Consider the following 12,933-nt stretch of genomic DNA (forward strand, 5'->3'; position numbering starts at 1 on the left):
ACCGGAACGACGGCGGCCGGGAAGCCCACAAATACCTTCACCGGCTGAAAACACCACGCAATGGACACGCGACCCTCGCCCGTTCGAGTGGCCACGGTCACCGTGGGTTCACCGCGGCGGGAACGCGCCGCGCCCGGCCCCCTGGCGGCTATGCGCCAACGCCGCAATCCGCCACTCTCAACTCCCCCCGCGCACGCGCGCCTTGCTGATAAATATGCGGACAGTCGGCACCGGATGCCGGTTTCCACACAGGTGGGGGTTGAAAAAAGAGATGACGATCTCTCCCAGACGCACACCCGGACACATACCGGGGGGCGGACGGCCGCGCGCCGCCGCCCGTATAGCCCTCGCGGCCGGGCTGGCCGCGGCGCTCACCGCGACCGGCTCGGCGGCCACCCAGGCCGCGGAGGGCGCCCCGGAGCCCGACCGGCCCAAGGCCGCGGCGGACAAACTCGGCGCGAAGGACGCCGAACTGCTCGCCGAGGCGAAGGCGGGGGGCGACAAGAACGTCACGCTGCTGGTCGCCGTCGAGCCCGGCCAGGCCGCCGAGGTCGCCGATACCTTCCGCGCCGTACGCGGCGCCTCTGTCGGCCGTACGCACGACAAACTCGGCTACGTCCGCGCCACCGTGCCCACCGGCCGCGCCGACGCCGCCATCGCCGGGGCCGCGAAGATGTCCGCGGTCCAGGGCATCGATCTGAACGAGGAGATCGAGCTGCCGGACCCGCGGCCGGTCGCCGACCGGGCCGAGGGCGACAAGGGCGGCACGGGCAGCGGCGCGCAGGGCGCCTACCCGGCCCCCGACCGCTCGACCCCGGCCAAGAACCCGTACCAGCCGGCCCACGAGACCGGCGCCGTCGACTTCGTCAAGAAGCACCCGAAGGCCGACGGCCGCGGCGTCACCATCGGCATCCTCGACTCCGGCGTCGACCTCGCCCACCCCGCGCTGCGCAAGACCACCACCGGCGAGCGCAAGATCACCGACTGGGTGACGGCCACCGACCCGATCGTCGACGGCGACCGCACCTGGCGCCCGATGGTCAACGACGTCTCAGGACCCGCCTTCACCTTCAACGACCGCGAGTACACCGCCCCGCGCGGCGACTACTCCGTCAGCCTCTTCAGCGAGAACGCCACGCTGGGCGGCGAGATGCAGGGCGACCTGAACCGCGACGGCGACACCACCGACTCCTGGGCGCTGCTGTACGACGCGGCGGCCGGGACCGTCCGCGTCGACCTCGGCGACGACGGCGACTTCACGGACGACAAGCCGATGGCTCCGTACGGCGAGGACCACAGGTTCGCCTACTTCGGCGCCGACGACCCGGGCACGGCGATCGCCGAGGCGATCCCGTTCGTCGTGGAGATCCGCAAGGACGTGCCGATGGACCCGTACGGCGGGGACTGGATCGGCAAGAAGGAGGACTTCGTCAACATCGGCGTCGTCGAGGGCGCGCACGGCACCCACGTCGCCGGCATCACCGCCGCCAACGGCCTCTTCGGCGGCAGGATGAACGGCGCCGCGCCCGGCGCCAAGATCGTCTCCTCCCGGGCCTGCACCTGGAGCGGCGGCTGCACCGCGGTCGCGCTCACCGAGGGCATGATCGACCTGGTCGCCGACCGCGGCGTCGATGTCGTCAACATGTCGATCGGCGGCCTGCCCCCGCTCAACGACGGCAGCAACGCCCGCGCGGCGCTCTACAACCGCCTCATCGACACCTACGGCGTGCAGCTCGTCATCTCCGCGGGCAACGACGGCCCCGGCGCGAACACCATCGGCGACCCCGGCCTGGCCGACAAGGTCATCAGCGTCGGCGCGGCCGTCTCCCGCGAGACCTGGGCCGCCAACTACGGCAGCCAGGTCGAGACGAAGTACGCGATGATGCCGTTCTCCTCCCGCGGCCCGCGCGAGGACGGCGGCGCCACCCCGACGATCACCGCCCCCGGTGCGTCGGTCAACACCATCCCGACCTGGCAGCCCGGCTCGCCCGTCGCCGAGGCCGGGTACCGGCTGCCGCCCGGCTACGGCATGCTGCAGGGCACCTCGATGTCCTCGCCGCAGACGGCCGGCGCCGCGGCGCTGCTGCTGTCCGCCGCCGAGCGGGAGGGCATCGACGTCACGCCGAACGCCCTGCGCACCGCGCTGACGTCCACCGCCGACCACATCCCCGGCGTGCAGACGTACGCGGAGGGCGCCGGCCGGGTCGACGTCGTCGACGCCTGGGACTCCCTTCAGGACGGCGCCACGGCGTACGACTACAAGGTCGAGGCGCCCGTCGACACCGTGCTCGCCGGCTTCCTCGCCACCCCCGGCGTGGGCACCGGCGTCTACGACCGCGAGAGCGGCCCGGCGCGCGGCGAGTCCGAGACGTACGAGATCACGCTCACCCGCACCTCGGGCCCGGCCGGCGGCACGCCGCACGAGCTGGAGTGGCAGGGCAACGACGGCACCTTCAAGCTGCTCGGCGACGACGACGTCACGCTGCGCCGCGGCCAGCCCCTGACCGTCAAGGTGCAGGCCAAGCCGCGCTCGGCGGGGCTGCACAGCGCCGCGCTGCTGGTCGACGGCGAGCGCACCGAGGGCATCGACCACCGGGTGCTGACGACCGTGGTCGCCTCGCAGGAGCTGGCGGCGCCCGCGTACGGGTACCAGGTGTCGAACGAGGTGCAGCGCAACTCCACCCGCTCGTACTTCGTGAAGGTCCCCGAGGGCGCGAAGACCCTGGAGGTGGCGATGAGCGGCCTCAAGGGCAGGAGCCAGACCCGCTGGATCGCGATCGACCCGTGGGGCATTCCGGCCGACGAGACGTCGACGCCGTTCTGCTACCACAACTACGACAACCCGGCCAACACCTGCCGCCCCGACCTGCGCTCCTACGACGACCCGATGCCGGGCGTGTGGGAGATCGAGGTCGAGTCGCGGCGCACCTCGCCGGAGCTGGACAACCCGTTCACGGTCGAGGCGGCCGTGCTCGGCGCGGGCTTCGACCCCGAGGTGCAGACGATCGACGAGGCGAAGGTCGGCACGCCCAGCCCGGTGGAGTGGACGGTGACCAACGGGTTCGCCCCGGTGGCCGGCAAGCTCGCCGGCGGGCCGCTCGGCTCCGGTCTGTCCACCCGGCCGGGCATCGCGGACGGTGACACGAACACCACGACGGTCGAGGTCGGCGAGGGCGTCACCCGGTTCGACGCGGTCATCGGCGCCACCTCGGACGCCAACGCGGACCTGGACCTGACGGTCTACCGCGACGGCGAGCCCGTCGCGCAGTCCGCGGACGCCGACTCGGAGGAGGGCGTCACCCTCGTCGACCCGGAGCCCGGGACGTACACGGTGGAGGTCTTCGCCTACGCCGTGCCGGCGGGCACGACCGAGTACGACTACCGCGACGTGTACTTCTCCCCGGCGCTGGGCGAGGTGAGCGTCGGCGACGCGCCGGTGGAGCTGGACAGCGGCGCGAGCGCCGAGGTCGGCGCCGAGGTCACGGTGGCGGCGCCCGGGCCCGAGGGGCGCGAGTTCTTCGGCGAGGTGCAGTTGCAGAACGCCCGCGGCACGGTGGCGGGCGCGGGCAGCGTGCGGATCGGGACGGTGGTGCCCTAGTGCGCCTGGCGTACGCCGTGGGTGACGCGCGTACGCCCTGACAGCACCCGCGGGGGCGGGACGCCGGGTCCGCCGGTGTCCCGCCCCTGTGGCGTGTGTCTCAGTCCGCCGCGCGGGCGCGCGTCGCGCGAGCGGCTGGGCAGGGGAAACGACTGGAGCCAGCCGCCCGGCGCCCGGCATCATGGTGGGCGGACCCGCACCCGTGAACGGAGAGCCATGAAGATCGGAATCGTCGGAGCCACCGGCCAGGTCGGCGGAGTGATGCGCGACATCCTCGCCGAGCGGGCCTTCCCGGTGGACCAGCTTCGCCTGTTCGCGTCGGCCCGGTCCGCGGGGCGGACGCTGCCGTGGCGGGACGCTCCCGGCGGTACGGTCACGGTGGAGGACGCCGGCGGCGCCGACTACTCCGGGCTCGACATCGTGCTGTTCTCCGCCGGCGGCGCCACCTCCAGGGCGATCGCCGAGAAGGTCGCCGCGCAGGGCCCGGTCGTGATCGACAACTCCTCCGCGTGGCGCCGCGACCCCGCGGTGCCGCTCGTCGTCTCCGAGGTCAACCCGCACGCGGTGGCCGACCGCCCCAAGGGCATCATCGCCAACCCGAACTGCACCACGATGGCCGCGATGCCCGTGCTCAAGCCGCTGCACCGCGAGGCGGGCCTGGTCTCCATGGTCGTCGCCACCTACCAGGCGGTCTCCGGCTCCGGCCTCGCCGGCGTGGACGAGCTGTTCGAGCAGGTCCGCGCCGCCGGCGAGGAGGCGCCGAAGCTGACCCGGGACGGCGCGGCGGTCGCGTTCCCCGAGCCGGCGAAGTACGTGGCCCCGATCGCGTACAACGTGCTGCCGATGGCCGGCTCCCTCGTCGACGACGGGCTCGACGAGACCGACGAGGAGCAGAAGCTGCGGCACGAGTCGCGCAAGATCCTGGAGATCCCGGAGCTGAAGGTCTCCGGCACCTGCGTCCGCGTCCCCGTCTTCACCGGGCACTCGCTCCAGGTCAACGCCCGCTTCGCGGAGCCGCTGAGCCCCGCGCGGGCCACCGAGCTGCTGGCCGGGGCGGCGGGCGTCGCGCTCGCGGACGTGCCGACGCCGCTGGGCGCGGCCGGGAAGGACGTCTCGTACGTGGGGCGCATCCGGCGGGACGAGACGGCGGAGAACGGCCTGGCGCTGTTCCTCTCCGGCGACAACCTGCGCAAGGGGGCGGCGCTGAACGCGGTGCAGATCGCGGAGCTGGTGGCGGCGGAACTGCGGTCCTGAGACCGGGGCCGGCCGGCGGCCGAGCCGCCGCCGGAAGGAGTTGTCCACAGGCCGGTACGGTCCGTCCGGCCGGGGGTGCCGCCGTCGTCCACAGGCCCCTCCCCGCGGGGGGCCGGCGTGCGAGGATTGCGGTCAGTCGTAGGGGTAAGGAGTAGCCCAGGTGCCTGGCACGAATCTGACCCGGGAAGAGGCGCAGGAGCGCGCGCGCCTGCTGAAGGTGGACGCGTACGAGATCGATCTCGACATCTCCGGCGCCAAGGAGGCCAAGGAGGGGGGCACCTTCCGGTCGGTGACGACGGTGCGGTTCTCGGCCGCCGAGGAGGGCGCGGAGACCTTCGCCGACCTCGTCGCGCCCGAGGTCCACGAGGTGGTGCTGAACGGCACCGCGCTCGACGCCGCCGAGGTCTTCGCCGACTCCCGGATCGCCCTGCGGGGGCTGCGCGCGGGGGAGAACGAGCTGCGGGTCGTCGCCGACTGCGCGTACACCAATACGGGTGAAGGTCTGCACCGGTTCGTCGACCCGGTGGACGGCGAGACGTATCTGTACACGCAGTTCGAGGTGCCCGACGCGCGCCGGGTGTTCGCCAACTTCGAGCAGCCGGACCTGAAGGCGACGTTCGCCTTCACGGTGACCGCGCCGGAGGGCTGGCAGGTCATCTCCAACTCGCCGGCGCCGGAGCCGGCGGCCGGGGTGTGGCGCTTCACGCCCACGCCGCGCATGTCGACGTACATCACCGCGCTGATCGCCGGGCCGTACACGTCGGTGCACGGCACCTGGGAGGGCGACGGGCGGACGGTGCCGCTGGGCGTGTACTGCCGTCCTTCGCTCGCGGAGTTCCTGGACGCGGAGGCGATCTTCGAGGTCACGCGGCAGGGCTTCGACTGGTTCCAGAAGCGGTTCGACTACCCGTACCCGTTCGAGAAGTACGACCAGCTCTTCGTCCCGGAGTTCAACGCCGGCGCGATGGAGAACGCGGGCGCGGTCACCTTCCGCGACCAGTACGTGTTCCGCTCCAAGGTCACCGACGCGGCGTACGAGATGCGGGCCGACACGATCCTGCACGAGCTGGCCCACATGTGGTTCGGCGACCTGGTGACCATGGAGTGGTGGAACGACCTCTGGCTGAACGAGTCGTTCGCCACCTACTCCTCCACCGCCTGCCTCGCCCAGGCGCCCGGCTCGCGCTGGCCGCACGCGTGGACCTCGTTCGCGAACCAGATGAAGACGTGGGCGTACCGCCAGGACCAACTGCCGTCCACCCACCCGATCATGGCCGAGATCGCCGACCTCGACGACGTGCTGGTCAACTTCGACGGCATCACGTACGCCAAGGGCGCCTCGGTGCTCAAGCAGCTCGTGGCGTACGTCGGCGAGGACGAGTTCTTCCGCGGCGTGCAGGCGTACTTCAAGCGTCACGCCTTCGGCAACACCCGGCTGAGCGACCTGCTCGGCGCCCTGGAGGAGACCAGCGGGCGCGACCTGGCGGCCTGGTCCAAGGCCTGGCTGGAGACCGCCGGGATCAACGTGCTGCGGCCCGAGCTGGAGACCGACTCCGACGGCGTGGTCAGCTCGTTCGCCATCCGCCAGGAGGCGCCCGCGCTGCCCGCCGGTGCCAAGGGCGAGCCGGTGCTGCGCCCGCACCGCATCGCCGTCGGGCTGTACGAGCTGAAGGACGGCCGGCTGGTGCGCACCGACCGGCTGGAGCTGGACATCGACGGCGAGCTGACCGACGTGCCGCAGCTCGCCGGCCGCCCCCGCCCCGCGGTGGTCCTGCTCAACGACGACGACCTCACCTACGCCAAGGTCCGGATGGACCCCGTCTCGCTGGACGTGGTCACCCGGCACCTCGGCGACTTCGAGACCACGCTGCCGCGCGCGCTGTGCTGGGCGTCGGCCTGGGACATGACCCGCGACGGCGAGCTGGCCACCCGCGACTATCTGGACCTCGTCCTCTCCGGCATCCGCAAGGAGAGCGACATCGGCGTGGTGCAGTCGCTGCACCGCCAGGTGAAGCTGGCCCTCGACCTCTACGCGGCCCCCGACTGGCGCGAGACCGGTCTGGCCCGCTGGTCGGCCGAGGCCGAGACCCAGCTCCACGCCGCCGAGCCGGGCGGCGACCACCAGCTCGCCTGGGCCCGCGCCTTCGCGGCCACCGCCCGCACCGACGGCCAACTCGACCTGCTCGCGGGCCTCCTCGACGGCTCCCGCACGATCGACGGCCTCGATGTCGACACCGAGCTGCGCTGGACCCTGCTGCACCGGCTGGCCGCCACCGGCCGGGCCGGCGACGACGCCATCGCCGCGGAGCTGGAGCGCGACAAGACCGCGGCCGGCGAACGCCACGCGGCCGCGGCCCGGGCGGCCCGGCCGACCGCGGCGGCCAAGTCGCGGGCGTGGACGGAGGTCGTGGAGGAGGGCAACCTCGCCAACGCGGTGCAGGAGGCGGTGATCGGCGGCTTCGTCCAGACCGACCAGCGCGAGCTGCTGGCGCCGTTCACGGCGAAGTACTTCGACGCGGTCAAGGACGTCTTCGACTCCCGCAGTCACGAGATCGCCCAGCAGATCGTCGTCGGCCTCTACCCGACCCTCCAGGTCTCCCAGGCCACCCTGGACGCCACGGACACCTGGCTCGCCGAGACCCAGCCGTCCCCGGCCCTGCGCCGCATGGTGACGGAGTCCCGCGCCGGCGTGGAGCGCGCCCTGCGGGCCCAGCGGGCCGACGCCGCCACCGCGGAGTCCTGACCGCGGCGGGCCCCCGCCCCGGGGGCCCGCCCGCACCACCGCACCGCCCCGCTGCCCGGCGCAGGCCGGGCGGCCCGCTCCCGGGCGCCGCGCGGAGGCAGCGGGCCGGCACAGGCCGGGCAGGTGGCGTCCGTGCGGACACGGCTCCTCCCCTGGTCGTCGTCACGCGGTGGGTGCGTGACGCAATCCTGCCAGCGCCCGCCGACACCGAACCTGACGTCGGATTCCCGCCAGCTTCCGCGGCCCGCGGCGCGCAGCCTGGACGGCATGACGACGACACCGCAAGCTCCCGCCGCCTACCGCGCCGCCCCCATCCCCCCGGCCGTCCTGGCCCGGCTCCGCGAAGCCGACGACGCCGGTCGCCCCGCGCGGGCGGTGACCGACGGCGAGGGCGGGGCACCGTTGCGTTGCTGTCTGCGGCGGAGCCGGGCCGGGGAGCGGATCGCGCTCGTGTCGTACGCGCCGCTGCGGCGGTGGGCCGCGGGGGCCGGGGTGGATCCCGGGGCGTACGACGAGCAGGGCCCGGTCTTCGTGCACGCCGGGGACTGTGCCGGGCCCGCGTCCGGCGCCGGGTATCCGTTCGCCGAGACCGCCGCGCTGCGGGCGTTCCGGCGCTACGACGCGGGCGGCCGGATCGTCGGCGGCGCCGCGCTGCGGCTGCCGGAGGATCCGGCCCGGGCGGAGGCGGCGACGGCGGAGGCCCTCGCGGAGGCGTTCGCGGCGCCCGAGGTGGCGTTCGTGCACGTGCGGGCTGTCGAGTACGGGTGCTTCCTGTACGAGGTACGGCTCCCCTGAGCCGTCCGCGCGCGAGCGGCGCGCCACGGGGCTAGCGTGAGAAGTGCACAAATCGCCGCAATAACGCCCAGCCCTCAGAGGAGGCGACCGATCATGACCGTACGACCCGAAGGCGCACCCACGTGGGCGGACGCGACCTTCCCCGACCTCGAGGCCGCGAAGAGCTTCTACTCCGACGTCTTCGGCTGGACCTTCGAGGACGGCGGCGAAGCCTCCGGGCACTACACCCAGGCCAAGGCGGAGAGCGGCGTCGCCGCCGGTCTCGCACCGCCGATGCCCGGCTCGGAGGACGCGCCGGCGGGCTGGACGCTCTACTTCGCCACCCCCGACGCCGAGGTCACCGCCGAGCACGTCGGTGAGCAGGGCGGGCGGGTTCTCATGGGCCCGATGGAGGTCGGCCCGTACGGCACGATGGCCATCGCCGAGGACCCGGACGGCATCCGGTTCGGGCTGTGGGAGTCGGGCAGTCACGAGGGCTTCGCCGCGATCGGCGAGCCCGGCACCTTCTGCTGGGCCGAGGTCGACACCCGTAACCCCGAGCACGCCGACGCCTTCTTCCCGGAGCTCTTCCACTACCGGGTGCGCAAGATGCAGGACGACCAGATGGACTACGCCGTGTGGAGCGTCGGTGACGGCGACCCGCTCATCGGCCGGGCGAAGATGAGCGGCAACGTCTTCCCCGCCGGGACACCTCCGCACGTGGGCGTCTGCTTCGCGGTGGACGACTGCGACCGTGCCGTGGAGACGACGCAGCGGCGCGGCGGCAGCGTGACGTTCGGGCCGCAGGACTCGCCCTTCGGGCGGATGGCGACCCTGGAGGACCCGCAGGGCGCCACGTTCACCGTGATCGACGTCAACCGCACGGTCGGTGACATGCCGGACTTCGCCTGAGGCGGGCGGCAGCGGCCGGGCCCGGCCCACGGGCCGCCCGGGCGCACCGCAGGCGCCCGTCCCGGGTCCGGGACGGGCGCCTGCGCGCGGCGGATCGATCCGCCGGCGTCAGCTCTTCTTCTTCTCCGCCGCGACCACCAGACCGGCGATCACCGCGAAGGCGACCAGCGGGGTGAGCACGAAGAGACCCAGGGTCTCCGCGACACTCAGCCCGGGGCCCGGGTCGTCGCCGTCGTCGCGGTTGAGCGCAGAGGCGGCGGGGGACGACATCAGCATGATCAGCGCCGTCCCGGCGGCGAGTGCACCGGCGCGTAGGGTCTTCTTCCTGTCCACGCTCAAACCGTAGCGAACACCGCCGCCACCCGCGCGCCCGGGGTCGCCTAACGTGCTACGGACCACCCGCCGTGCTCAGATGCGCCGTCACCGGCAGCAGCCGCGGCGTGCCGCGGGTCTCCTCCACCCGTACCCGCAGCCTCTCCGCCGTGACCGGCGCGGCCGGCGGCAGGATCGGTACGCGCCGATCGTCGTGCCCGCCGCGATCCGGTGCCACCGGCCCGTCGCCGGATCCTGCGCCAACACCGCGAAGCGCTCGACGCGCTGGCCGTGCCGGATGTCCTCCGCCAGCCGGACCCGGTCGAACGGCAGGTCCGCGAGCCAGCCGGCGTGCCAGGCGTGCGGCAGTTCCGCGCCGTCGGACGGCGAGAGGTAGACGCCGACGTCGAGGCCGGCCTTGCGGGCTTCCCTGACGTACGTGCCGAGGAGGTCGCGGCTGTGCGGGCCGGCGGCCACGCAGTGGTCGGAGTAGCGCGTCGGGTAGAGGTTGAAGCCGTCGTGGTGCTTGGCGGTGAGCATGGCCATCTCGGCGCCCCTCGCCTTGTACGTGCGCATCCACTGGGCGACGTCGACCCGGCCGGGGTCGAAGAGCGCCGGGTCCTCCGCGCCGGAGCCCCACTCGCGGTCGGTGAGGGTGTTCATGCCGAAGTGGGTGAAGGCGGTCACCTCGCGGCGCTGCCAGGCGAGCTGGCCGCGGGTGGGCACGATGCGACGGCGGCGGCGCCCGTGCCGACGGAACGGGCGGCCCTACGCACGGGGGGCCTCCTCGCTCGTACGACCGGACTCCCCACCGCCGGACGCCCCGCGGGACGCCTCGCCGACGGGCGGAGCGAGCGGGTCCGCGCCGTCCCTGCCGCCGAGTTCGCGCACCACCTCCGCCAGCAGCCGGTGCGTTCGCGGCGCGTCGGCCAGCTCCTCGAAGAGCAGCGTGCGGCCGTCCGGATCGGCGACGGGCAGCCGCCAGCCGGGGTACTCCGCGCCCGCGCCCGGCACGTGCTGCGGGCGCCGGTCGCCGGCCGCGTCCGGCAGCCAGACGGCGACGAGCCGCGCGGGGGTGCGGGCGAGGAAGCGGTACAGGCCGGTGATGACGGACGCCTCGTCGGCCCGGCCGCCGGGCAGCAGCCGCAGCCGGTCGAGCAGGTCGAGCCAGGTGCCGACCTCCACGGCGTCGGCGGCGCGGGCGGCGGGCAGCGGTCCTTCGACGAGGCCCAGTTCGTGGCGGAGGGCCAGGTGCGCGCCGCTGAGCCGGGCGGCGGTGGGCGGCAGGTCGTGTGCGGTGACGGAGGCGAGCGCGTCGGCCCGCCAGCGCTCCGGCGGCCGCGGGCACGGCACGGCGCCCGGGGTCTGCGGCGCCGGCTCGCGCTGGTTCCACAGCGCCGCCGTGCCCAGCACGCCCCGCGCGGCCAGCGCCTCCCGTACCGCGGGGTCCGCCGGTCCTTCCCGGTCCTCGCCGATCACGGGTGCGCCCGCCCGGTGCGCCTCCAGCGCCAGTACGCCGAGCATCGCCTCCGCGTCGTACGAGACGTACGTGCCCTCCGCGGGCGGCCGGCCCGCCGGCACCCACCACTGCCGGAACAGCCCGCTCACGTGCCCGACGCGCAGCGCCCCCGCCCGCCGCAGCGCGGCGCGCAGCACCGAGCGGTACGGGCCGTAGCCCGCCGCCGCCAGCCGGTCGGGCCGCCACACCGGCACGCCCCGGTCGGTGCCGGGGACATCGCCGTCGTCCGGCGCGGTGCCGGCGGTGCAGCCGGCGGCGAGGACGGACTGCTCCGCCCAGGCGTCGGCGCCCGAGGGGTGCACGCCGGCCGCCAGGTCGTGGATGACGCCGACGGCCATGCCCGCGTCCCGGGCGATCCGCTGGGCCCGCCAGAGCTGGTTGTCGGTGAGCCAGGCCAGCCGGCAGTGGAAGTCGATGCGGTCGAGCAGGTCGTGCCGGGCGCGGGTGGTCGCGGTGGAGCGCGGGTCGGCGAGGCCGCCGGGCCAGGAGCGCCAGTCGGGGCCGTGGATCTCGGCCAGCGCGCACCAGGCGGCGTAGTCGTCGAGGGGCTGGCCCTGTTCGGCGAGGAAGTGGTGGTACGCGACCCGCCGGCCGGGCGTCAGCTCGACGCGCATCAGCAGTTCCAGCGCGGCGCGCTTGAGCCGCCACACCTCGTCGCGGTCGACGAGCCCGCCCTTGGCGCGTACCCGGTCGCGCAACGCGGCGGCGCGGCCGGCCAGTTCCGCGGCCTGCTCGCGGTCGGCGGGGGCGAGGTAGCGGTATTCGGGTATGTCCTCGATCCGCAGGTGCACGGGGTCGGCGAAACGCCGGGAGGACGGCCGGTACGGGGACGGGTCCGCGGGCCGGCCCGCGGCGCCGGGGACGGCGGCGTGCAGCGGGCCCAGCTGAACGAAGTCCATGCCGTGGGTACGCGCCGACCAGGCGGCCAGCTCCGCCAGATCACCGAGGTCGCCCATGCCCCAGGAGCGGGTCGACAGCAGCGCGGGCAGCGGGAGCGCGAGCCCGGCGCCGCGCCGGCCCGGCTGCGGCACGCGCGCGGGGGCGGCGATGACGGTGGCCTTGCCGGTGCGCCCGTCGGGGGCGGTGGCGGTGAGGGTGTGCACGCCGAGGGGGAGCGGGGCGCGCGGGTCGAGTTCGGCGCCGCCCTCGCCGGCCAGGGCGGTCTCGGTGCCGGCCGGCAGCGGCCCGGGGTCCAGGAGGGTGCCGGCGGGCGGCACGAGGGTCGCGGGCAGGAGGCGCTCCCGCTCGGCCCTTTCGCACGCCGCGAGCGAAGCGGCGACGGCGGCGGGCCCGGCGGCGTCCACGCCGAGCGCGGCGAGGACGGCGACGAGGGTGTCCTCGGGGACCGGGAGGGCGCGGCCCGACGTGCGTGCGTACGAGACCGCGACTCCGTGCAGCGCAGCTAACCGCGCCAGGGACATGCCACCCCCAGGTGGTATGCGACGTCTTCGGCTCCGGCGTCACCCACATACCCGGTCGCGGGCCCCGGAGGGTCCCCGCCGGGGTGAGCCGGCAGGCTGATCGTACTGCGGCAGCCGCGTGCCGTCAGCAGGCCGTCACGTGAAGTGAACGGGCGGCAGCGGCTCGCTGATGAGGTTGTCGTCGGCGGCGAGCGGCGGCTCGCTGGTCAGCGGAGTGCCCGCGGCCAGCGGGGGTTCGCTGGTCAGCGGCAGTTCGGCGCAGGAGCAGGCGCCGGCCAGACCGTAGTCGGGGTCGGCGCCCTCGACGGGTTTGAGGTGGTGGTCGTGGCTGACGTGGAACGGAGCGGGAGCGGCCACCGCGGTCCTCCTCGGTCGACGGCTGGTCACGTCCGCCGCTACC

Annotated in this window: 9 protein-coding genes; 5 read left to right on the forward strand and 4 right to left on the reverse strand. The window is 74.4% G+C overall.

What is annotated here, in order from left to right; genetic code table 11:
• The first annotated feature begins 271 nt into the window (after positions 1-271).
• From ABGA99_RS07525 to ABGA99_RS07545, 5 genes are all read left to right on the forward strand, one after another.
• The gene (locus tag ABGA99_RS07525) at positions 272-3,598 is read left to right on the forward strand and encodes a S8 family serine peptidase (protein ID WP_347582357.1); all 3,327 of its coding nucleotides are present in this window, start codon (positions 272-274) and stop codon (positions 3,596-3,598) included.
• A gap of 216 nt (positions 3,599-3,814) precedes the next feature.
• Positions 3,815-4,852, forward strand: a complete 1,038-nt coding sequence (locus ABGA99_RS07530) for an aspartate-semialdehyde dehydrogenase (protein ID WP_347576524.1) — start codon at positions 3,815-3,817, stop codon at positions 4,850-4,852.
• A gap of 160 nt (positions 4,853-5,012) precedes the next feature.
• Positions 5,013-7,595, forward strand: a complete 2,583-nt coding sequence (gene pepN, locus ABGA99_RS07535; protein ID WP_347576525.1) for an aminopeptidase N — start codon at positions 5,013-5,015, stop codon at positions 7,593-7,595.
• A gap of 267 nt (positions 7,596-7,862) precedes the next feature.
• Positions 7,863-8,390, forward strand: a complete 528-nt coding sequence (locus tag ABGA99_RS07540) for a DUF1203 domain-containing protein (protein WP_347576526.1) — start codon at positions 7,863-7,865, stop codon at positions 8,388-8,390.
• A 93-nt stretch (positions 8,391-8,483) separates the two neighbouring features.
• Positions 8,484-9,281 (forward strand): VOC family protein, encoded by a 798-nt coding sequence (locus tag ABGA99_RS07545; protein WP_347576527.1) that lies wholly within the window; start codon positions 8,484-8,486, stop codon positions 9,279-9,281.
• A 108-nt stretch (positions 9,282-9,389) separates the two neighbouring features.
• On the opposite strand, the gene ABGA99_RS07550 is transcribed toward ABGA99_RS07545, so the two are convergent.
• The 4 genes from ABGA99_RS07550 to ABGA99_RS07565 form a co-directional block, all read right to left on the reverse strand.
• Positions 9,390-9,614 carry a hypothetical protein gene (locus ABGA99_RS07550; RefSeq protein WP_018834246.1) on the reverse strand — a complete coding sequence of 75 codons (225 nt, stop codon included), beginning with the start codon at positions 9,612-9,614 and terminating at the stop codon, positions 9,390-9,392.
• An 87-nt stretch (positions 9,615-9,701) separates the two neighbouring features.
• A complete protein-coding gene (locus ABGA99_RS07555; RefSeq protein WP_347582358.1) occupies positions 9,702-10,319 on the reverse strand; it encodes an alpha-L-fucosidase in 618 nt (205 codons plus the stop codon).
• Positions 10,320-10,361: 42 nt separating this feature from the next.
• Positions 10,362-12,533 carry a 4-alpha-glucanotransferase gene (locus ABGA99_RS07560; RefSeq protein WP_347582359.1) on the reverse strand — a complete coding sequence of 724 codons (2,172 nt, stop codon included), beginning with the start codon at positions 12,531-12,533 and terminating at the stop codon, positions 10,362-10,364.
• Between the two features lie 135 nt (positions 12,534-12,668).
• Positions 12,669-12,890, reverse strand: a complete 222-nt coding sequence (locus ABGA99_RS07565) for a hypothetical protein (RefSeq protein ID WP_347576530.1) — start codon at positions 12,888-12,890, stop codon at positions 12,669-12,671.
• Between the last annotated feature and the right edge of the window lie 43 nt (positions 12,891-12,933).

The organism is Streptomyces sp. B5E4 (assembly GCF_039871555.1).
Lineage (GTDB): Bacteria > Actinomycetota > Actinomycetes > Streptomycetales > Streptomycetaceae > Streptomyces.

Excerpts from the sequence above, each read along its gene's own strand:
- ABGA99_RS07525 (WP_347582357.1), top strand. The coding sequence starts at position 272 with ATGACGATCTCTCCCAGACGCACACCCGGACACATACCGGGGGGCGGA.
- ABGA99_RS07540 (WP_347576526.1), top strand. The coding sequence starts at position 7,863 with ATGACGACGACACCGCAAGCTCCCGCCGCCTACCGCGCCGCCCCCATC.
- ABGA99_RS07545 (WP_347576527.1), top strand. The coding sequence starts at position 8,484 with ATGACCGTACGACCCGAAGGCGCACCCACGTGGGCGGACGCGACCTTC.
- ABGA99_RS07560 (WP_347582359.1), bottom strand. The coding sequence starts at position 12,533 with ATGTCCCTGGCGCGGTTAGCTGCGCTGCACGGAGTCGCGGTCTCGTAC.
- ABGA99_RS07530 (WP_347576524.1), top strand. The coding sequence starts at position 3,815 with ATGAAGATCGGAATCGTCGGAGCCACCGGCCAGGTCGGCGGAGTGATG.